Source organism: Rhizobium leguminosarum, from assembly GCF_010668065.1.
GTDB lineage: Bacteria > Pseudomonadota > Alphaproteobacteria > Rhizobiales > Rhizobiaceae > Rhizobium > Rhizobium leguminosarum_S.
Genome location: NZ_WUEN01000005.1, coordinates 360,510 through 380,261 on the forward strand (window position 1 = coordinate 360,510; position 19,752 = coordinate 380,261).

General features: G+C 61.6%; 18 protein-coding genes. 1 reads left to right on the top strand and 17 read right to left on the bottom strand.

The annotated features are described in order from the left end of the window. Positions 1-203 precede the first annotated feature (203 nt). The gene (locus tag GR198_RS17000; protein WP_029870944.1) at positions 204-461 is read left to right on the top strand and encodes a CrpP-related protein; all 258 of its coding nucleotides are present in this window, start codon (positions 204-206) and stop codon (positions 459-461) included. Between the two features lie 76 nt (positions 462-537). On the opposite strand, the gene GR198_RS17005 is transcribed toward GR198_RS17000, so the two are convergent. From GR198_RS17005 to GR198_RS17085, 17 genes are all read right to left on the bottom strand, one after another. Beyond that, positions 538-2,340, bottom strand: coding sequence for an adenine deaminase (locus tag GR198_RS17005; RefSeq protein ID WP_164069298.1), 1,803 nt, complete (start codon positions 2,338-2,340; stop codon positions 538-540). Positions 2,341-2,448: 108 nt separating this feature from the next. Beyond that, the gene (locus tag GR198_RS17010) at positions 2,449-3,639 is read right to left on the bottom strand and encodes an amino acid aminotransferase (protein ID WP_164069299.1); all 1,191 of its coding nucleotides are present in this window, start codon (positions 3,637-3,639) and stop codon (positions 2,449-2,451) included. Positions 3,640-3,724: 85 nt separating this feature from the next. Beyond that, positions 3,725-5,338: a histidine ammonia-lyase gene (hutH, locus tag GR198_RS17015; protein ID WP_164048450.1), complete on the bottom strand. Its 1,614-nt coding sequence runs from the start codon at positions 5,336-5,338 to the stop codon at positions 3,725-3,727. Next, positions 5,313-5,516, bottom strand: a complete 204-nt coding sequence (locus GR198_RS17020; protein ID WP_164048449.1) for a hypothetical protein — start codon at positions 5,514-5,516, stop codon at positions 5,313-5,315. The genes hutH and GR198_RS17020 overlap by 26 nt, the downstream gene beginning before the upstream one ends. 14 nt (positions 5,517-5,530) lie before the next feature. Continuing rightward, positions 5,531-6,109 carry a TIGR02444 family protein gene (locus GR198_RS17025; RefSeq protein WP_164048448.1) on the bottom strand — a complete coding sequence of 193 codons (579 nt, stop codon included), beginning with the start codon at positions 6,107-6,109 and terminating at the stop codon, positions 5,531-5,533. Next, the gene (locus GR198_RS17030; RefSeq protein WP_164048447.1) at positions 6,109-7,176 is read right to left on the bottom strand and encodes an ABC transporter ATP-binding protein; all 1,068 of its coding nucleotides are present in this window, start codon (positions 7,174-7,176) and stop codon (positions 6,109-6,111) included. Before GR198_RS17030 ends, GR198_RS17025 begins: the two co-directional genes overlap by 1 nt. A 2-nt stretch (positions 7,177-7,178) precedes the next feature. Continuing rightward, entirely contained in the window at positions 7,179-8,204 is a 1,026-nt protein-coding gene (locus GR198_RS17035) for an ABC transporter ATP-binding protein (RefSeq protein WP_164048446.1), read from the bottom strand. Between the two features lies 1 nt (position 8,205). After that, positions 8,206-9,129 (bottom strand): ABC transporter permease, encoded by a 924-nt coding sequence (locus GR198_RS17040; protein WP_164069300.1) that lies wholly within the window; start codon positions 9,127-9,129, stop codon positions 8,206-8,208. After that, a complete protein-coding gene (locus tag GR198_RS17045; protein WP_164069301.1) occupies positions 9,126-10,121 on the bottom strand; it encodes an ABC transporter permease in 996 nt (331 codons plus the stop codon). The genes GR198_RS17040 and GR198_RS17045 overlap by 4 nt, the downstream gene beginning before the upstream one ends. Positions 10,122-10,188: 67 nt before the next feature. Next, the gene (locus GR198_RS17050; RefSeq protein WP_027689410.1) at positions 10,189-11,127 is read right to left on the bottom strand and encodes an isocitrate lyase/PEP mutase family protein; all 939 of its coding nucleotides are present in this window, start codon (positions 11,125-11,127) and stop codon (positions 10,189-10,191) included. Positions 11,128-11,272: 145 nt separating this feature from the next. Continuing rightward, positions 11,273-12,883, bottom strand: a complete 1,611-nt coding sequence (locus GR198_RS17055) for an ABC transporter substrate-binding protein (protein ID WP_164069302.1) — start codon at positions 12,881-12,883, stop codon at positions 11,273-11,275. 108 nt (positions 12,884-12,991) lie between these two features. Continuing rightward, complete coding sequence (locus GR198_RS17060; RefSeq protein ID WP_012759297.1) at positions 12,992-13,567, bottom strand: UbiX family flavin prenyltransferase; 576 nt, start codon at positions 13,565-13,567, stop codon at positions 12,992-12,994. Further along, positions 13,564-15,006 (bottom strand): UbiD family decarboxylase, encoded by a 1,443-nt coding sequence (locus GR198_RS17065; protein WP_164069303.1) that lies wholly within the window; start codon positions 15,004-15,006, stop codon positions 13,564-13,566. The genes GR198_RS17060 and GR198_RS17065 overlap by 4 nt, the downstream gene beginning before the upstream one ends. Before the next feature lie 157 nt (positions 15,007-15,163). Next, positions 15,164-17,014: a LysR family transcriptional regulator gene (locus GR198_RS17070; protein WP_029870957.1), complete on the bottom strand. Its 1,851-nt coding sequence runs from the start codon at positions 17,012-17,014 to the stop codon at positions 15,164-15,166. A 229-nt stretch (positions 17,015-17,243) separates the two neighbouring features. Further along, positions 17,244-18,215, bottom strand: a complete 972-nt coding sequence (locus tag GR198_RS17075; RefSeq protein WP_029870958.1) for an ornithine cyclodeaminase family protein — start codon at positions 18,213-18,215, stop codon at positions 17,244-17,246. Between the two features lie 154 nt (positions 18,216-18,369). Continuing rightward, entirely contained in the window at positions 18,370-19,017 is a 648-nt protein-coding gene (locus GR198_RS17080; RefSeq protein ID WP_164069304.1) for an amino acid ABC transporter permease, read from the bottom strand. Continuing rightward, positions 19,014-19,682, bottom strand: a complete 669-nt coding sequence (locus GR198_RS17085) for an amino acid ABC transporter permease (RefSeq protein WP_011653827.1) — start codon at positions 19,680-19,682, stop codon at positions 19,014-19,016. Before GR198_RS17085 ends, GR198_RS17080 begins: the two co-directional genes overlap by 4 nt. Positions 19,683-19,752: the final 70 nt, after the last annotated feature.

Below are 19,752 nucleotides of genomic sequence, written 5' to 3' on the forward strand. Positions count from 1 at the left end.
GTTATGACCAAGAGTATGTGCGGCCTTTCTCAGGGGTACAATCGGTAAAGCAACGTCTTCGATCAGGAAACGTTATGTTGCTATATCAGATCGTTATGCTGCGCCGCTTGTCACGCAACTGTCCCAAATTAACCCATTAATTAGCATTCACTTGCATGCGCGGACCACGATGCTACCGTCGCCGACATCGTGGGGGATCGCGTATGACAATTGAAGAGCTGATCGATCTACAGGAAGCAGGCTCAAGGGCGCGGGTGCTCGGCCTGAAGGCTCACGAAAACCCATACCTCGCCGCCCATAGGATGCCGACTGGTGATACCAGCGCCCTCGGGGATTGGCTTGCGCGTCACGACGCGTGGAAGTTCGGTTGGGAAGCGGAGGACGCTAGCCGCGAAGGTAGGATTGCTGCGCACTTCAAGGAGTTGATCTCGACTGCCAAACAACGGGCGCTCGATGCCTAACGTTATTGATGGTCGTTCGCTAGCGACAAGTTAGGTTTTCTTGCTCCGTCACGGCGAAGGATCGGCACCTCAGCGTTCAGGCCTTTTCGAAGAGCGGTGAGATCACCATTTCCGGCACCAGCACCAGGCCCTTGTCGGTTATCCGGATTTCCGGGATGACTGATAGCGGGATAAGGTTGAAGCCCATATAGGCGATGGTGCAGCCTGCCTTTTCCCATTCGAGCTTCAGGGCCTTTACCTCGTCGGCGACCTGGTGCACGCGCTTGTCGGACAAAAGCCCGGCGACCGGCAGTGGCACCATGGCCGTCACCTTGCCGTCCATCACGACACAGACGCCACCCTGCTTTTCTTCGATCGCGTCGAGCGCCACCTGCATGTCCGCGGCATTGGTGCCGGCGACGATGATGTTGTGGCTGTCGTGGCCGACCGAGGATGCGACAGCGCCTTGTTTGAGCCCGAAGCCATTGAGCAGTCCGTGGGCGACATTGCCGGCAGACTTGCCGTGACGTTCCACCACCGTCACGAAGCAGAGGTCGTGCTTGTCGAAATGGGCTTGCCAGTCATTGGCCGGTTCCAGCGTGACGGTGACATGGCCGAGGGTGATGCCAGGCAGCTCCGTCTTGATCGTATGAGCGACGACCGTCTCCGTCGGTAGGTCCGGTGTCAGCTTGAGATTTTTTGGCAGCTTGACCGTGTGGTAGGCGGCGTCCGGATAGCGGTACGGTTTCGACAGGGCTTCGTCGAGGATCGGCGTGATCTTCTTGCCGTCGACGACGAGCTCGCCGCCATACCAGGTGCTAACAGGCGTAAGGTCGTCGCTGAGAAGCACCAGGTCGGCGCGGCGACCGCCGCCCAGACCGCCGATTTCGCCTTCCATGCCGAACCGCGTCGCGCCGTGCAGCGAACCCATCGCCCAGGCCTGTTCCGGCCTCATGCCGTATTTCACGGCTTCGCGAGTCACCCAGTCCAGGCCGAAGGCGAGCAGATCTTCCGCATCACGGTCGTCGGTGCAGACGGCAACGCGCTTGTGGGAAGCGCCGAGCTCGGTGATCGTCTTGATCGCCTGCGGCAGCGAATGCCAGGGAGTCGTCGGCGGGCCGCCGCGCAGGAAGATCCACACGCCGGCTTCCAGCAGGTCGTCGGCAATGTCGCGGTCGATGGCTTCATGCGTGTCGGTGACGCCGGATGCGGCGTAGGCGGCAACGAACTCCCGTCCGTAGACATGGCCCGATACCGGCCTGCCGCGCTCGAGCGCTGCAGCCAGGATCGCATGGCTGCGCTCGTCGCCCATCGCAACGGGGACGAAATCCATCTTCTCACCGAGAGCCACGGCTTCCGGCCATTTGTCGAACAGGGCGGCGATCTTGTCCGGCGTCAGGTCGCCGCCGGCCGTTTCCAGATCCGGCGTCGTCGCCGGCACGGTGCTCGGCACGGTCAGGAAGATCGACAGCGGCGCCTGCCGTGCGTCCTCGAGCATGGCCTCGACGCCGGCGACGTCCATGACATTGCCGATCTCGTGGCTGTCGCAGAAGATCGTCGTCGTGCCGTTGAGGAGCGCCGCTTCCGCATAGGCGCAGGCCGTCACCATCGAGGATTCGATATGGATATGCGGATCGACCAGGCCCGGGGCGATGATGCCGCCCCTGGCGTCGTAGAGTTTGGCGCTCCCGCCTCTGTAGCTGCCGGCCGGCTTCACGGCCGCAATGCGGCCCCCCGAAATCCAGACTTCGCGTCCGTCGAGAAAGCGCTCCGAATAGGTGGACAAGACGCGTGCGCCTTGGATGACCAGGTCGGGTTCGCGACGAGCGGAGGCGACATCGGCAAGACGGCGGGTCATGGTCGAGAGCGGCTGAACGGAGAAGCGGGTAAGCGTGCTCATGTAAACCTCATTTCCAGGGCTCGGGGGAGGACTGGCGAGATTGTAAGGAACGCCGTCGGCGGAAGGAAGCACGAATAGTTCTTGTCTCTGGCCTCAAACGAATGCCAATCAGCGTTTCCCGCGAACCGCCAGAACGGCTTCCGCAAAGGTGTCGATCTGGCTGGTCTGCAGCCCGGCGACATTGATGCGTCCGTCCTCGACGATGTAGATGGCGTGGTGCTCGCGCAGCATCACGGCTTCTCCGGGTGTCAGACCGATCAGCGAAAACATGCCTTTGTTCTTGGCGAGGAAATCGTAGTCGCTGCCATTGGTGAAACGCCGGAAGGAGGCAGCAAGCCCCTGGCGCAGCGACAGAATGCTGGAGCGCATACCATCCAGTTCGGCGCGCCAGTCGGCCGCGAGTGCGGGGTCTTCCAGGACGGTGCGAACGATAGCCGCGCCATGATCCGGCGGCATCGAATAGACGACGCGGGCTCGCACCGTGAGTTGCGCCTTGGTTGCATCCGCTCGATCCGCGTTGGCGGCGAGAATGAATGCGGCACCTGTGCGCTCGCGATAGATTCCGAAATTCTTCGAGCATGACGAGGAGACGAGCATTTCCGGAACCATGCCGGCGAGCAGCCGTACCACGAAGGCATCGTCCTCGAGACCCTCGCCAAACCCCTGATAAGCGATATCGACCAGCGGAACGAGCCCGCGCTCGGCGATGATCTCTGCCAGTGCCTGCCATTGCGAACGGCTCGGGTCGGCGCCGGTCGGGTTGTGGCAGCAGCCGTGCAGCAACACGATGTCGCCCCGCTCCGATCGTGAGAAATGATCGAGCAGGGCGTCGAAATCCACCTCGCCTGTTCGGCGATCGAGGTACGGGTAAGTGACGACCCGAAGCCGGTTGTCTTCAAGGATCGACACATGGTTCACCCAGCTCGGATCGGGCACATGGACCGCAGCACCCGGGCGCGCCAGGCAGATCAGGCCGGCGAGCACCGTCAAGGCGCCTGCTCCGCCCGGCGTCTGGATGCCGCGAATTCGCTCCCACGGCGCGGCCTCGCCGAAGACAAGCCTGCCGATGAGATCGCAAAAAACAGGATCCCCGGCCGGACCGACATAGGCTTTGGTCGTCTGCGCGGTATGGATTCGCTTTTCTGCCTCCCTCACCGCCCGCGGGATCGGCGTCGTACCCGAGGCGTCCCGGTAGACTCCGACGCCGAGATCTATCTTGTTCGAACGACTGTCCTGCCGGAAAATCGGCATCAACGACAGGATCTTGTCGGCTGGCGGCATTATCAGATCATCGAACATGGTTCTCTCCGGTCAGGGGAATTGCGGGCGGCGATGAAACGCCGGCGCTTCATGATGCGGCCGCAGCGCAAATCAGCTGGCCCGCCTATTTCAGGGCGCCGATCTTGTTCTCGATGGTCTCGAGAAATGCCCCGGACCGCACGATCTCGAGAGCCGGTGTGGTCTGCTTGGGCATGTAGCTGTCCTCCTGCTGGAACGGGATCGCGTCGCGAAGCGCGTCATAGAGCGCCTGGCTGCCGGCTCCGAGCTTGTAGCCGCCGAGTGCCTCTTCGGTCAGGAAGATGGCGCGGGCCGCAAGCAGGCATTCGACACCAAGGATCTTCGGCATGTTGTCGACCACCTGACGCGTCTTGCGGCATGCCCATGTCGCCATCGAAACATGGTCTTCCTGGCTGCTCTTGGTCGGGATGGTATCGGCAACGGCGGGGAAAGCCAGCGTCTTGTTTTCCGATGCGACGGACGCCGCAGCCGTCGAGATGATGCCATAGCCGTAATTCAGGCCGATCGGCTTGCCGGCAAGATTCGGCGGCAGGCCGTAGTTCAATGTCGTGTCGCAGAGCGAGAACAGGCGACGCTCGGAAATATTGCCGATTTCCACCAAAGCGATCGTCAGCAAGTCCATGGCGAAAGCGATGGGTTCGCAATGAAAGTTGCCGCCGGACAGGAATTCCAGCGCGCCGAGTTCGTTCCAGAAGACGAGCGGATTATCGGTCGCGGCGTTGAGCTCGCGCGTGATCACCTCCTTGGCGTGCTCCAGCTGGTCGCGGCAGCTTCCATGCACCTGCGGCAGGCAACGGAAGGAATACTGATCCTGGATCCGGGCGGTGTGTTTCGGATGCAGGATATCGTCCTCGAGGCGTACCGCACGTGCTGCCTCGGTCGTGCGACGGCTGCCCTCGATAATGCGACGGATATTTTCCGCAGTCGCGATCTGCCCGGGCTGCTTGCGCACGAGATGAATGCGGGGATCGAATGCCGCCTGCTCGCCGCGGATCGCCTCCAGACTGAGCGCGCCGGCCGCATCGGCTGTCTTCATCAGCATCTCGGCGTCGTGGAGGTTGAGAACCGCCATGGCCGCGCAGAGGCTGTTGCCATTGATGAGGGCAAGGCAGTCCTTCGCCTTGAGATCGAAAGCAATTGGGGAGATGCCGGCTTTTTCCAGAGCCTGCGGCGCCGGCATGCGTTCGCCCTGGTAATAGGCTTCCGCTTCCTCATAGCCGATCAGCACCGAAACCATGTGCGCGAGCGGTGCCAGATCGCCAGACGCGCCGACCGACCCCTGGATCGGCACCACAGGGTGAACGCCGCGGTTCAACATCTCAATGAGACGATCGACCACCTCGATCCTCAGGCCGGAAACTCCGAGGCAGAAGGCGTTGATACGGACGGCCATCATGGCGCGGACGATTTCTTCCGACGCCGGTTCTCCGATGCCGGAGCAATGCGAGAGCACGATATTGCGCTGGAAGCGATCGTTATCGGTCTGGTTGATGGCATAATCCTTGAGCTTACCGACGCCGGTGTTGAAGCCGTAGGTTGGCGGCGCGTTTTCGGTCAGCCAGTTTTCCTCGATATAGTTTCGCACCTTGATGATTTCGGCGCGCGCTGCATCGGCGAGCACTACCTTGGCGCCCTGGCGCGCGATGCGAACGGTATCTTTGATCGTCAGGCTGTCACCGTCTAGAATTATGGCGTTCATCTCGATGTCCTTGAAGCTCGATAGGTGTGAGAAAGTAGTGCCGAAATCGAACACGCGCGCCGGGAGCGCAGCCTGTCTTGATCGCAGCGGTAAAGCCACCAGTGACGGCGACGTAGTTTTCCGCGACACCTTCATCGGTGACGATGGTTCCTGTCATGACGGCGTCGAAATCGCTCATGATGTCTTCGATCCTCAGTGCGCATGATGGGGAAAGCCGTGGCACACGGCTTTGGCGGCGGCTCGAAGCTGTCCGACCAATGTCCCTGCTTCGGATTCCGGCATGGAAATCGTTTCGAGATAACGGGCTACCAGCTCGCCCGGCCCTTCGAGCGGGAGAAAGTCGTCGGCCAGACGCCGGACCTGCAGCCGTTCCGCCTCCAGCTCTGCTGCCTTGATCTTCTGGTAAAATTCAATCTCTGCCGTGTGCCTGCGGCCTTGACGCAGGGTTAGCCGAAGATGTCGCAACGGCAGGACGAAAAGCGCGCGCCATTCGCCGGCACGTTCGAGAAGCCGCTGCATCTCGCTGTCATCCGCGCCGTGTCCGTCACGATCCGCAAGAGCGAAGAACAGCAGGGACGGCACGTCCACCGCATGACGTGTCTGGGCTTCGAGGCACCAGGACGCGATGCCGGGCTCGCCGTAGAGCCGGACCATGACATCGAACACATTGGCACAGAAAGCAGCGCGCCTCGCAGCTCCGGTATCCTGTTCCGAGCGCGCGTTGCCGCTTGCCACCGTTTTTTCTGCGAATGCATCAGGGGCTTTTTCCATCACGCTTGTTCCGCCGTCTTCATTCCGGGCGCCGGTTCGTCGTGAGGGAAATGGCAGGCCGCGAATTGGCCGTAGGGCATCGCCGTAAGCTTTGGTTCCTCTCCCGCACAGATCGCCTGAGCGCGTGGGCAACGCAGGCGGAACCGGCATCCGGACGGCGGCGTGCTCCGCGACGAGGCCTGCGTCGGCGTTGCGCTCGGCACGATCTTCCGGCTGGCATCGGGAACCGGGACTGCTTCCAGCAGCATGCGGGTATAGGGATGCGCCGGACGCCGATAGATGGCATCGCCGGTTCCGATCTCGACGATCTTGCCCATGTAGAGGACGGCGACCTTGTCGCTGACATTGCGCACGACGGCGAGATCGTGGGAAATGAAGATCAGCGCCAGGTTTCGCTTCTGGCGGATATCTTGCAGAAGATTTATCACATGCGCCTGCACCGACACGTCGAGAGATGCAACCGGCTCGTCGCAGACGATCAGCTCCGGCCCGACGGCTAGCGCCCGCGCGATCGCAATGCGTTGGCATTGGCCGCCGGAAAACTGATGCGGCCTGCGGCCCTCCACCATCGTCCTGCTCATGCCGACATCGTTGAGCGCGCGCTCGACCCTTTCCAGTCTTTCCGCTTTGCGGATGCCCTGGATCTCGAGGCCTTCTCCGACGATATCCTGCACCTTGCGGCGCGGATTGAAGGAAGAAATAGGGTCCTGGAAGATCATCTGCAGCTTGCTGCGGATGGCGCGAAGATCGGAAGCAGACAGATCGGCAACATTCAGGCCGTCATATTCGACGTGGCCGTCGACACGCGTGTCCGCTTTCGGCAGCAGCTTCAGAAGGGCACGGCCGATGGTCGTCTTGCCGCTGCCCGACTCTCCGACAAGACCGAGCGTTTCCCCAGGTGCCACGTCGAAGGAGACGCCGTCGACCGCAACAAAGGTCTTGCCGCCGCGCCGGTATCTGACCGACAGATCGCGTACCTTCAAAAGCGCGTCGTCGCGCAGGAAGGCATCGAAGGCATGCGTTGCGGCACCTGTATCGACGGCCTGGCCGGAAGCCTCGTCATTCATGACTATGCCCTCCTTTCGGCCGCGGTGTCGGCTGCATCGCCGGTTTGAACAGGCACATAGCAGGCGAAGCGATGCTTGCCGTCCGCACTGGTGGTCATCGGCGGCATCGAGACATGGCAGCGAGCCTCGGCGGCGGGACAGCGCGGTGCGAACGGGCATCCCGGCGCGGGGTTGGCAAGATCGGGCGGACGGCCCGGGATCGTGCGCAGTTTCGTATGAGCCGGGTGGTCCATGCGCGGCATCGCCGAAAGCAGAGCCTCGGTATAGCGATGGCGCGGATGGGAAAAGACGGTGTCCGTCGGGCCGTATTCCACGACATGCCCGCCATAGAGCACGAGGATGTCGTCGGTGCGTCCCGCGACGATGCCCAGATTGTGCGTGACCAGGATCATCGACATCTGCCGCTGCTGCTGGATAAGCTGCAGCAGATCGAGAATTTCCTTCTGAACCGTCACGTCGAGCGCGGTCGTCGCCTCGTCGGCGATCAAGAGATCCGGCTGGCAGGCAAGTGCCGTGGCGATCATGATCCTCTGCTTCATGCCGCCCGAAAACTGATGCGGATAGTGCCCGTAACATTCCGCCGCATCGGGAATGCCGACGCTTGCCAGCAGCTCGATCGCGAGTGCCTTCGCCTTCGCCTTTCCGAGCCGCAGATGGAAGCGGCTTGCCTCTTCGATCTGCCGTCCCACCCGCACGAACGGATTGAGGGATGTCATCGGGTTCTGGAAAACCATCCCGAACTTGCGGCCGAGAAAAGCGCGGCGTTTCGTCTCGTTAAGCGTCGACAGATCGGTCCCGTCGACAAGGATGCGACCGCTGGTTTTCATGCCCTCCGGCGCAATGCCCATGATCGTCTTGACCAGCATGGATTTGCCCGCGCCGGATTCTCCGACGATGCCGAGCGTCGTGCGCGGCGGGATGCTGAAGCTGACGTCGTGCAGTACGCGGATCGGCCCGAACGGCGACCTGAAATGACAGGAGAGCTCGTGACAATCGAGGACCGGGGTGGTGTTCGCTGCCTCGTTCATATCAGAGTTCCCTGCCGCGATGGTTCATGCGACGGGCCAGACAATCCCCGACCGTGTTGAGCGAGTAAACTGTTAGAACGATGGCGACGATTGGTCCGAAGATCAGCAGTGGAAAGCGGCTGAGCAGGTCGGTCGAGCTGGCGATCATCCCGCCCCAGCTCGGCGCCGGCGCCGGAATGCCGTAACCGAGAAAACTCAGCGATCCCTCCGTGATGATCAGCCCCGCCATCAGCGGCGGAACGATGGCCGTCAGCGCCGGAACGAGATTGGGCAGGATCTCGCGCAGCAGAAGCCGCACATCCGACGCGCCCATGGCGCGTGCTGCCAACACGTAATCACGATCGTTCTGGGCAATCACGCCGCCCTTGGCGATGCGTGCATAAGTTCCGATGTCGAGCAGGCCAAGCGCCAGCATCATCGTGAAAACCGAGTTTCCGGTCACCGATATCAGCGCCAGGATGACGAGGATCGGCGGAAGCGACGCCATGGAATTGGCATAGAGATCGACGATCCGCTCGACCGGGCCGCGATAGAAGCCGGCCAGCATTCCGAGGATCATGCCGATCACCAGCGAGATCAGCGTCGCGACCGAGACGATGGCGAGCGTCGTTCGCGCACCGTAGAGCACGCGGGACAGGATGCTGCGCCCGAGCGCATCGGTTCCGAACAGGCCGTTCAGGCTCCATTCCGGGCCTTGCGAGAAATCGCCATAGGGGAAGCTTGCCCGAACGAGACCCGGAATGAACTCCACGAAAACCGAGGAGATGATCAGAACCGCCAGGAACAAGAAGGCGAACCATTCCATCGGATGGCCGCTCGGCATACGGAACCGCGCGGTCTTCGGCATCGCGGCATTCAACGTCTCCGCCAATGCGACCGCTTCGCCGGGCACGAGGTCCGTTTGTGTCGGCTGGAGGCGGCTCATGACACGTCCACCCGCGGATCGATAAGCGCGTAACCGAGATCGACCAGGATGAAGATCACGACGAAGATCACCACCGTCAGCGAGAGGATGGCCTGCATGACGGGCAGGTCGTGGCTGCTGACTGCATTGAGAACGGTCCAGCCGATGCCGGGCACCGCGAAGTAACTCTCGACGATGAAGGAACCGCCGAGCAGATAGGTCATCGACAGGCCCATCACCGTCAGCACCTGAGGAGAGGCCGGGCGCAGCACGTGGCGCATCAGGATATAGCGCGTCGGCAGGCCCTTGGCCCTGGCAACGAGGACATAGTCCTCCTGGAGGACCGCGACGAATTCGCTGCGGCTCACCCTGTAGAAATAGGCTGCCTGGTGCACGCTGAGGCACATTACCGGCAAGGCGACGTAGTAGAGATTGCCGATCGGATCGTCGCTGAAGGTAACCCAGCCGGTCGCCGGCAGCCAGCGCAGCACGATCGCGAAGACGAAACCGAGCAGAACCACGATGACGAAAGTCGGGATCGACAGCATGACCGAGGACACTGCCCGCAGCACCGTATCGAGGATGCCGCCCGGACGGCTGGCGGTGTACATGGCCAGCGGCACGCCGATCAGAAGCGAGGCGAACATGGCAAGCAACGCGATCTCGAACGTCACCGCCGCCCGGTCGACCAGCAGTTTTGCCACCGACTGCTGGCTGAACATGGTCTGCCCGAGATCTCCCTGCAGAAGCCGTCCGAGCCAGCCGAGATAACGTTCCCAGACCGGCAGATCGTAACCGTAACGGCTGTTCAGCGCATCGATCTGCGCCTGCGTCGCGTTCTCTCCAAGGATCAGCTGCGCGGCCGACCCCGGCATCAGGCTCGACAGCGCCGTCGCCGAGAACGTCACCAGCAGGAAGACCGGAATGCCGGCCAGAAGCCGGACGCCGACCGCTTTCAGATAGGAGAGCTTGGCAATTCGCAACGATCGGACTCCGATTGTCAGGTGGAACATCCAATGCCGGACTGGACCGGCATCCGGATTTCGCAATACGAGACGGCAGAGCGGCCGGCCTCCGGGATCAGAGCGCCTTCCATCTGTCCTCGGCATCGAGCCAGCCGCTGTCCCGCTCCAGCGAGGCCTTCTGCTCGGCAGGCGTCATGCCGCCCATGCTGTGCTCGTCCGCGTAACGCGTGCTGCGGTCCTTGAAGACATGCCGACCGTAATCCATCATGCCATACATCGATCCCTTCTCGAGATAGTGCATGGTCACCAGGTTGAAGCCGAGCGCCTCGATTTCCTCGAGCCGCACGAAGGGCACGCCGTTGACGGTCGCGACATCGCCGAACATCTTCCAGCCGGGCAATTCCTTGGCCACCTTCCGGCATTCCTCCAATGTGCGCAGGCCGTGCACATAGGTCATCTCAGCGCCGAGTGCTGCGGCGCGCACGCAGCGTTCGATAGCGTCGTCCAACCCCTTTTCGAGCTTGGATTCAGTGCGTGCGATAACCACGCAATCGGTGCCTTGACAGGCTTCGATCGAGGCCTTGATCTTGGCGAGCCAGAGCTCCTGCGAGACGACCTCGTGCGGCACGTTTCCATCGACCTTGCCGGCAAGCGTCGCCGCCTCCATGGCGCGGCCGAACCGCGCGTAGCCGCGTTCATTGGGCGTATCCTCGATCAGGATCGCTCCGGCGCCGGCTTTGGCGAGACGATAACAGGTGCGGAAGGTCTGGACGACATCGCCGAAACCGTCATCGGCATCGATGACCAGTGGCAGAGGCGAATAGTCGGCGATGCGGTCGGTCGCGTAGACCAATTCCTCCTGATTGTGCAGGCCAAGATCCGGCACGCCGGACATGCTGAATCCCAGTGATGCGCCGCTGAGCAGGATCGCCTCGAAGCCGGCCATTTCCGCCGCCTTGGCGGAGTAGCAATCCCAGACGCAGGGCGTGAACACCTGCTTGCGGGAAACCAGGTCCCGAAACTTCACCTTCTCGCGATTGCCGATCATCGTCATCCACCTTTTCCGATCGCCCCGCATCGCAGGGCTCATTCTGTCGTCTTAACGTCTTTGGCTTGTACGGTCGTCCAGCCCATCGACCGGCCCTTCGCTGCCCGCCCGGATCTTCCGGGCGAGCCTGCACGTCGTGATCTGGAACCCGCTATTTCTGGCAGACATCCGTGCAGACGTAGAGGAACTGCTTTTGCAGGATGCCGCCGTTCGAAGGAACGACGCCGCCGGTATTGTCGCGCAGCAGCAGCGAGCGCGTCTGTTCACCGAAGATGTAAAGCGGCATTTCGGTTGCGACGAGCTTCTGAACCTTGACATAGGCGGCTTTGACAGCGGCAGGGTCGAGGGTGGAGCTGGCCTCCTTCAATGCAGCGTCCATCTCGGCGCTCTTGTACTGTCCCCAGTTGAAAGCACCGCCGGAACTCAGCAGATTGGAAATGTTCGGCTCGGCGCCGTTCGACACCAGCACCCCGCCTTCGACGCAGATGTCGAAGTCGAGCTGCGTCTTGCATCGCTGGATCAGCGAGGCCTGGTCGACCTCGACGATCTCAGCCGAGGCGCCTTCATAGCCGGTCAGCACCTGCTGGATGTAGGCGGCAAGACGCTTCAGGTCCGAGTTGGTATAGGTGACGATCTTGATCGAGAACGGCTTGCCGTCCGCCTTCAGAGCGTCGAACAGTTCCTGCGCCTTCTTCGGATCATAGGCCGGAAGAGATGAAGCGCTGTCGAAATAGGGCGAATTCTCTCCAAAGTAATTGCTGGGTGCCTTGTATCCGGGCATCTGCGTGAAGGCCTGCATCAGCCGCGCGCGGTCGATGGCGGAATAGAAGGCCTCGCGGGCGCGAACATCCGTGAAGATACCCTTGGCCTGGTTGAGATAGGCGCGGTTGATGCCGCGGATCGGGATCTCGCGGGTCGCAACCCCCGGCGCCGTTGCGTTCGAGCCGAACTGATAGGGATAACCGGCCATCATCGTTGCACCACCCTGCACGACGGTGGCGATGCGGCTGTTGGTTTCGGGAATGATCGCGAACTTGATCGTCTCCAGATAGGGGCGCGGCTGATCCCAATAACCGGGATTGCGGGCCATGGTCATCGATATGCCCTGGTTCCATTCGGTCAGCGTAAAGGCGCCGGCGCCCACCGGCTTGATGTCGGTCTTTTCCTTAGCGGCCTTCAATGCTGCCGGCGAGGCGATGAAGGGGCACAGCTCGGCGACCTGGGCTGCGAAATTGGCGTTCGGGGAGGACAGCTTGATCGTCAGCGTCTGCGGATCGACGACGGTGATCGCCTTGTTCCATGAGGATATGAACGGCTGCGCCGGTGAAAGCGTGGCCGAATCGGCGGCGCGGTCCCAATTGTATTTGACGGCTTCCGCATCATAGGGCGTCCCGTCTGTGAACTTCATGTCCTTGCGAAGCTTCAAGGTCCAGGTCACGGCGTCTGTGCTGGTCAGGCTTTCGGCCATGCCGCCGGTCACGACGCCCTTGTCGTTGACGTAGACGATAAAGCCGTAGACGGCGTCGAGCACATCCATCGGCCCGCCGGGATAGGTGCCGGCGGTGATCGCCGGATCCCAGCTCTTGATGTCCGAACCGTTGATGATGGTCATCGCGCCGCCGCTAACGGGTTTTTCCGTCTGCGCGGCGGCTTGAGACGCGGCGAGCATCACGGGTGCGGCCGCCATGAGCGACAACAGCAACACGGCGGCGCCGCGCATGAACAGGCTCTGCAACCTTCTGGAACGATTGTCTGACAACATCACTCTATCTCCTTTTTTTTGAGTTCCCCTGGGGGAGTGATTGTGCGTCGTTGTTTTGCATGCGGTTGACATGATGGCCCGGCAGCTTTCAGCGCTGCTCTTCATGGCTCAGTCGTTATGATCCTCCGTCCAGCGCCGGACCGTCGGATGATGAAGCCCGAATTGATCCAGCGCACGCCCCACGGTCTGGTCGACCATTTCGGCGATTGATTTCGGCAGCGTGTAAAAGCTCGGCACCGGCGGCATGATGACGGCGCCGTTGCGTGTTGCCTGGTCCATCAGCGCGATATGGCCCGCATGCAACGGCGTTTCCCGCACCATCAGCACCAGCCGGCGGCGTTCCTTCAGGCAGACATCGGCGGCGCGCACGATCAGATCGTCCGCATAACAATGCGCGATCCCGCTCAGCGTCTTGATCGAGCATGGCGCAACCAGCATGCCGTCGCACCGGAAGGAACCGGAGGCGATCGAAGCGCCGATATCCCCGTGGCTGTAGACCCGGTCGGCGAGGCCACGGATTTCGTCTGCGGTCTTTCCCGTCCCTTCGGCCAGTGCCGTGCGGATCGCCGCGGGCGATATGACGAGATGCGTCTCGACATCGTCGAAGTCCCGCAGCATCTCCAGCGCACGCAGTCCGTAGATTGCACCGGAAGCCCCTGATATGCCGATGATCAATCGCCTCAAATCAGCATCTCCGGCTTGACGCGCAACAGCAGCTTGCGCATCCGTTCGTAGGAATCCGGCGGCGGAAGCGCCTTGTCGAACCCTTCCCTTCGATCGCCCGGCTTCATCGTGGCGTCGTAGCCGACCTTGGCGATCACGCCGCCGTCTTCCTGAGGCTCGGACCGGTCTGCCGGAAGGTCCGTGACGATCAGAATGTCGCGCTCCGCGCGCATGCGCGTCATCTTTGCCAATTCGACGGCATCGAGATCCCAAGGGTCGACATCGCTGTCGACGATCGTGATGTTCTTGACGATGCTGACCGCACCCCAGCAGATCGACATGATGCGGCGTGCCTGTCCCGGGCGGGGCGCATCGATCTGCACGACCACGTTGTTCCGTCCGCTGCCTGATGCGGTGACGGCAACCTCGCCGACATTGAGAACGGACCGCCGGATGACGGCCTTGAGGCTGGCAGCGATCGGCACCGCGCCGAGATAGAGGTGCTCCATGTGGTAACCGGGCTCGATCACCTGCAACATCGCGTCGGAGCGGCAAGTCATGCATTCAAATCTGACGCGCACCCCGGAACCGTAATCCTCGTACATGCCGTGATATTCCGAGACCAACCCTTCGAGGATCGGCTCGTCGATATGAATATGACCTTCGAGCACGATCTCCGCCTCTGCAGGCACGGCAAGATCGACCGACTTGCAGCGGGCAAGCCGCACCGGCTCGCCGAGCAGCGATCCGGCGCAGTGCATTTCATCGTCACCAAGCCCCAGATAGAAGCAGGCGGCAAGCTGAATGGCTGGATGCGCGCCGAGGACGACGGCGAAGGGGAGCGGCTCGCCTTTGGCGCCCGCCTTGCGGGCCATGATGGCGAGATGATGGTTTGGTGCAATTCCGATCATCGCCTCGTTCGGACCAAGCACCTTGATACGGGCATAGGACGCGTTGCCCAGGCCCGTTTCAGGGTCGCGCGCCACGATCAGACCCGCGGTAATGTAGGGACCGGTCTCCTTGGAAAAGAATGTCGGGACTGGAAGCCGGGTCAGGATATCGTCCTGGAATAGCTGTTGCTGTACCGGCGCATCGTCCACGAAGACTGGCGGCACCGGAGACGCGATCGAGGACAGCAGCGTTTCCTGGATATCGCTTTTCGCGACGCCAAGCGCCAGGGCGACACGATCGAGATCCGACAGGATGTTGCCGAAGATCGGCATGTCGTGACCTTTGATGCAGTCGAGCCGCACCGCGGCCCTTTCATCGACGATGGAAAGAATGGCCGATACGTCGTGGATCGGGTCGACTTCCTCCGAAATCACCAGCAGCCGACCGCGACGGTCGAGCTCCTGAAGAATGCCCCGACACGACTGATCGCTTTCGCCGCGTGGCATTGCAGCGCCGGCCGTCCCGGATGTCATGGCCGCGTTTTCAAGCGGATCAGGGTGATCATTCATCCGGCAATCCTGTGAAAGTCATTTCCGAGGGCTGTTTTGATGCGGCAAGTATCAGCCGCAGGCCGGAGGCTGGGTAGCTCGAAAATCATGAATTGGAGGATAGGAAAATCAGAATGCTCGGTGCATGAGCGCGATTCGACACGATATGTTTTTTAGATCACGCCTGTCGGCCGAAGACGGCAGCGAGTGACTGGATCATCGTCCGCTCGGCCTCGGACAGCGTCCTTTCGCCGGAGAAAATCACCGAGAGGTTTCCGGCGATGACGTCTTCTGTAATCGGCGCCGCGGTGAGGCGCCCGCTGTCGATATCCTGCTGGACCGAGGACACCGGCAGAACCGTACAGACCGGCAAACGGCGGACCATGGCGATGGCCAATGGCAGGGAACCGACGTCCATGACCGGTTCGACACGCAGATGACGCGCACTGGCGGCTGCCATGAACGCCTGATGGATGCTGAGATGCTTGATTCCGAGAACCAACGGAAATCCGCAAACTTCGGCCAGTGGAATCTCCGTGCGACCGGCAAGGTCCAAGGCCGGATTGGCAACGACCGACAGGCGCTCGCTCGGCCCGAGATGGATCCGGGTCATCTGCGTCTGGACGGCACCGACAATGGCCAGATTGAGCTCTCCCGCACGTACCTGGTCGTGAAGCGCAGCGTTGGAACCTTCGATGATTCTCAGCCGGTATTCGGGATGGCCAAGGCGGGTTGCCGTCAGTGCCTGCGCCACCTTGTCCGTCATGACGCTGTCATGCCCCGAACTCGGCAGCATGCCGATCGAGATGGTCGCCTGTGTGTGGGCGGCAATATCCAGACTGGCCCGAAGGAGGTTATCGATGCGCTCCTCGATCTCCAGGGTGAAGGGAAGCAATGCCTTGCCGGCCTTCGTGCTCTCGGCACCGTTGCGCCGCCGTTCGAACAGGGGTTGCCCGACAACTGCCTCGATCTTCTGAATCTGCGTCGAAACGGAAGGTTGCGTGATATGCGCCGCGCGCGCCGCCGCCGAAATACCTCCGCTGAGATGCGCAAGGTTGAAGTAGTGCAATTGACGTGCCGTCAACTGCGGCCGGAAGACGATATTGGCCTCCGTTGCCTCCAGATTTTTCTTGAGGTTACAAAGCAGGGCGGACACGACCTCCTGGTCCGGCCCGTTTGCGCGCACGCCCAAGGTGCTCGACAACGGCGGATCGAGGGGCTCCAGATGCAGGCGCGCAAGTCCGAGCCGGTCGGCGACCATACTGCGGGGCATCAGGAAACGCATTTGCGGAAACTCGTTGAGCAGTCGATGAAGGTCTGCCGGCTCCTCGTCCATCAGGATCATGCGGTCGCGGATGCCGTGCTCGTCCGCATATCGGGTGACGGCATCGCGAAGTGCCTGACGCATTTTCAAAACGACAAATTTCTGATTGGGGGAGCGAAGATCAACCGCGGCCTCCGCCGTTCCGACGGAAAACCAGACCTCATCGTAAAAGGGCGTCATCGCAGGCAGCTTCGCAGATGGCACGCCGGTCATATAGCCGACTTCGATCTCCATCGAACCCGCGTTGTCCGGGATTTCCGCGGCCCCGTCATCAACAAGGGATTTTTCTCGCATGTCTGCAAACATCACGTCGATCAGCAGGTCGGGCCGCTCGCGTTCCATATCTTCGACGGTACGTCCGATCGCCTTCGAAAACCGGCCGATGGAGAAACTGAGATCGAGACGAATATCGATGCGAAGGGGCCCCGTGCCCCCGTTCCGCATCCGACGCACGAACCTTTCGCGATGAAGGATGGCCGTTGCCTGCTGAAACAGCCAGAAGGCTGCCGGTAAAGGGCTGAGGTGACCGCTTTTCCGAATGAAGAGCTTGAGTTGAAGTTCATTTTCCAAAGTACGCAGACTTGATGTCAGCGCCGAAGGAGCAATTCCAAGCTCGCGCGCGGTCTCTGCCAGCGTCGGGCTCTGACAGGCCAGCACGAAATGGGCCAGTTGCTGGATTTCGATGCGCGGCGGATTTGTAATCACTGCGGGTCTATATCGGATTGCACAAGGGGCTTCCCCGACTATGGCATACAAAGCGTTATACCGCACGAATATCAGCGCCGGCCCATTGCTTCCCCTTCGCCCACCGAACCGACATGGTCGGTGTCGGACTTTGGTCGCTCGCAGCACTGGCGATCGAATGCCTGGACAGGCCGAGAGCGTCGAAACCGGGAGTTCAGATCATTCGCGATCGCCCGGACCCAAAAAGACGTCAGCCGGCGATCAAAGCGGCTTCATACACCATCGTCGCGGCGGCAAGATCGGCCAACGCCGTTCCGACTGCCTTGTAGAGAGTGATCTCATCGTTGGACGTCCGCGCTGGAACATCCCGGCGACACAGCTCGTCAAGTGTCGCACGCACCGCATCCGCAGAAATGACGCCGGCCCTGATCGGCTGAACCAGATCGCCCGCTTCGTGAAGGGCTTCGTGCGTGTCGATATAGACAGACGAGCGCCGAAGCGCCTCGTCATCGGCCTCGCGCATCGCCGGGGTGAAGCCGCCGATCAGATCGACGTGGGTGCCCGGCCGCAGCCATGCGCCGCGGATAAGCGGTGCTGTCGCCAGCGTCGCCGCACTGACGATATCGGCCTGCCGCACTGCTGCTTCCAGATCCGTGACGGCAGTGGCCTGGAGCCCACGTTGCCGGAGGCTCTGCGCCAGTCGTTCGGCGCTGGCGGGATCGATATCCCAGATATCGACATGCGCGATCGGCCGGACGGCGCGGTAGGCATCGGGTATGAGGTTCGCGACGCGGCCTGCGCCGATCACCAGCAGACGGTGGGCGTCCTTTCGGGCAAGATAATCCGCGGCAAGGGCCGATGCCGCTACCGTGCGGCGCGTGGTGATCGTGTTTCCGTCAAGTAGCGCAAGCTGCATCCCGGTCCGACCATCATAGAGCATGTAAGTCGAGGTCAAACCGGGAATGCCGCGCACCGTGTTGCCGGGAAAGACGGTGACGATCTTGATGCCAAGGTAGCGCTCCGACCGGTGCGTTTCATGCCAGGCAGGCATCAGAAGCAGCGTCGCATCCGGCTCGCCGCTATTGGCTATCGTGTGGTGATGCCGCACCGGCACGACACAGCCTTCGGCGAATGCTTGCCGCAGGGTCGCGACCAGCGCACCGAAAGGGAGGAGTTCGCACGTTGTCCGGGCATCGAGAATACGGATTTGTGTGTCGGTCATTGAAGCGATCTCCCGGTAAATTCTGACTGCTGGATAAAGCGAATTCTGTGTGATTGAACGAGAGCCGCGTCGCCGCTGCGCGGCGCACCAGCTTTTCAACCAGCATCGGCCCTTTGGACACGTTGCGATCGGAATGCGGAGCATTGAGCACCGCTCAGCCAAACGCCGCTTTCTTCTCCAGAAATCTGGCGTATTGCGTCAGCGGATAGCACAGGGCGAAGAAGATCACCGCGACGAGACCGTAGACCTTGAAAGGTTCGAAGGTCGCGTTGTTGATGGCGTTCGCGGTTTTCAGCAGTTCGTCGAAGCCGAGGATCGAGGCCAGTGCGGTGCTCTTGATCAACTGGACCAAGAACCCGACCGTCGGCGCGCGGGTGATCCGGAAAGCCTGCGGCAGGATGATAAGGCGAAGTTCGAGGAGACGATGCAAGCCCAGGCTGGCTACGGCGTCCCATTGCCCGCGCGGCACCGCCTCGACGCCGCTCCGCCAGATTTCGGCAAGATAAGCGCTGGCGTAGAACGTCAGGCCGCAAACGGCGGCGGTCCATGACTCGATCCGGAAGCCGAGCATCGGCAGGCCGAAAAACATCAAAAACAGCTGCATCAGGAGCGGCGTTCCCTGAAACAGGGCAATGTAGCCGGACGCGAAGCTGCGCGGCCAGCGTGTTTTCGATATCCGCGCAGACAGGATCGCCAGGCCAACGATGGCGCCGCCGGCAAAGGCTGCGAGCGAAAGCAGCAGGGTCCAGCGTGTCGCGAAGACAAGATTGCGCAGAATGTCCCAGAAGGTGAACTCAATCATGCCAGACCGGCTCCCAGAAAACGGCGCTTCCCGGCGAAAAGGAGCCGGCGAAGTGCGGCGGACATCGAAAGGTAGATCAACGTCGCCACCAGATAGGTCTCGAAGGAGCGGAAGGTGCGCGACTGAAGCAGATCGGCCTCCTGCGCCAGCTCGCGGACGGATATTTGCGAAACCACCGCCGATTCCAGCATCATGATGATGATCTGGCTCGTCAGCGCCGGAAAGATGATGGCGATCGCTTGCGGCAGGATGATCTTGAAGAACACCAGCCGAGGCCTGAGGCCGAGTGCCTGCGCCGCCTCCTTCTGGCCTCTCGGTATGGCATCGAGCCCGGCCCCGACCACCTCGATCGTGTAGGCGGCCATGTTGAGGGTCATGGCAAGGACGGCGGCAGTGATCGGATCGAGGCGAATGCCGAGGCTAGGCAAGCCAAAGAAGATGAAGAACAGCTGCACCAGGAATGGCGTGTTGCGCATGATTTCCACATACAGCCCGACGAGCTTGCGCAACCATGGATAAGGTCCCCGGCGCGCGGCCGCGCCGAGAATGCTGAGAACGATCCCGAGGACCGATGTGGAGACCGTCAGTGCAAGCGTCGTGCCTGCGCCATAAGCCAGAGCTCCCATTCCGTCCCAAAGCCAATTGAAATCGAGGCTGTATCTCATCGCTTGTCCTTTGGAGCCGGATGATCCGGGCCGGGTCGGCCCGAAATCCCGATCAGCCTCTCAAGCAAAG

Bases quoted from the DNA above. Each gene is read 5' to 3' on its own strand.
- GR198_RS17000 (WP_029870944.1), top strand. From the start codon at position 204: ATGACAATTGAAGAGCTGATCGATCTACAGGAAGCAGGCTCAAGGGCG.
- GR198_RS17005 (WP_164069298.1), bottom strand. From the start codon at position 2,340: ATGAGCACGCTTACCCGCTTCTCCGTTCAGCCGCTCTCGACCATGACC.
- GR198_RS17010 (WP_164069299.1), bottom strand. From the start codon at position 3,639: ATGTTCGATGATCTGATAATGCCGCCAGCCGACAAGATCCTGTCGTTG.
- hutH (WP_164048450.1), bottom strand. From the start codon at position 5,338: ATGAACGCCATAATTCTAGACGGTGACAGCCTGACGATCAAAGATACC.
- GR198_RS17020 (WP_164048449.1), bottom strand. From the start codon at position 5,516: ATGAGCGATTTCGACGCCGTCATGACAGGAACCATCGTCACCGATGAA.
- GR198_RS17025 (WP_164048448.1), bottom strand. From the start codon at position 6,109: ATGGAAAAAGCCCCTGATGCATTCGCAGAAAAAACGGTGGCAAGCGGC.
- GR198_RS17030 (WP_164048447.1), bottom strand. From the start codon at position 7,176: ATGAATGACGAGGCTTCCGGCCAGGCCGTCGATACAGGTGCCGCAACG.
- GR198_RS17035 (WP_164048446.1), bottom strand. From the start codon at position 8,204: ATGAACGAGGCAGCGAACACCACCCCGGTCCTCGATTGTCACGAGCTC.
- GR198_RS17040 (WP_164069300.1), bottom strand. From the start codon at position 9,129: ATGAGCCGCCTCCAGCCGACACAAACGGACCTCGTGCCCGGCGAAGCG.
- GR198_RS17045 (WP_164069301.1), bottom strand. From the start codon at position 10,121: ATGTTCCACCTGACAATCGGAGTCCGATCGTTGCGAATTGCCAAGCTC.
- GR198_RS17050 (WP_027689410.1), bottom strand. From the start codon at position 11,127: ATGACGATGATCGGCAATCGCGAGAAGGTGAAGTTTCGGGACCTGGTT.
- GR198_RS17055 (WP_164069302.1), bottom strand. From the start codon at position 12,883: ATGTTGTCAGACAATCGTTCCAGAAGGTTGCAGAGCCTGTTCATGCGC.
- GR198_RS17065 (WP_164069303.1), bottom strand. From the start codon at position 15,006: ATGAATGATCACCCTGATCCGCTTGAAAACGCGGCCATGACATCCGGG.
- GR198_RS17075 (WP_029870958.1), bottom strand. From the start codon at position 18,215: ATGACCGACACACAAATCCGTATTCTCGATGCCCGGACAACGTGCGAA.
- GR198_RS17080 (WP_164069304.1), bottom strand. From the start codon at position 19,017: ATGATTGAGTTCACCTTCTGGGACATTCTGCGCAATCTTGTCTTCGCG.
- GR198_RS17085 (WP_011653827.1), bottom strand. From the start codon at position 19,682: ATGAGATACAGCCTCGATTTCAATTGGCTTTGGGACGGAATGGGAGCT.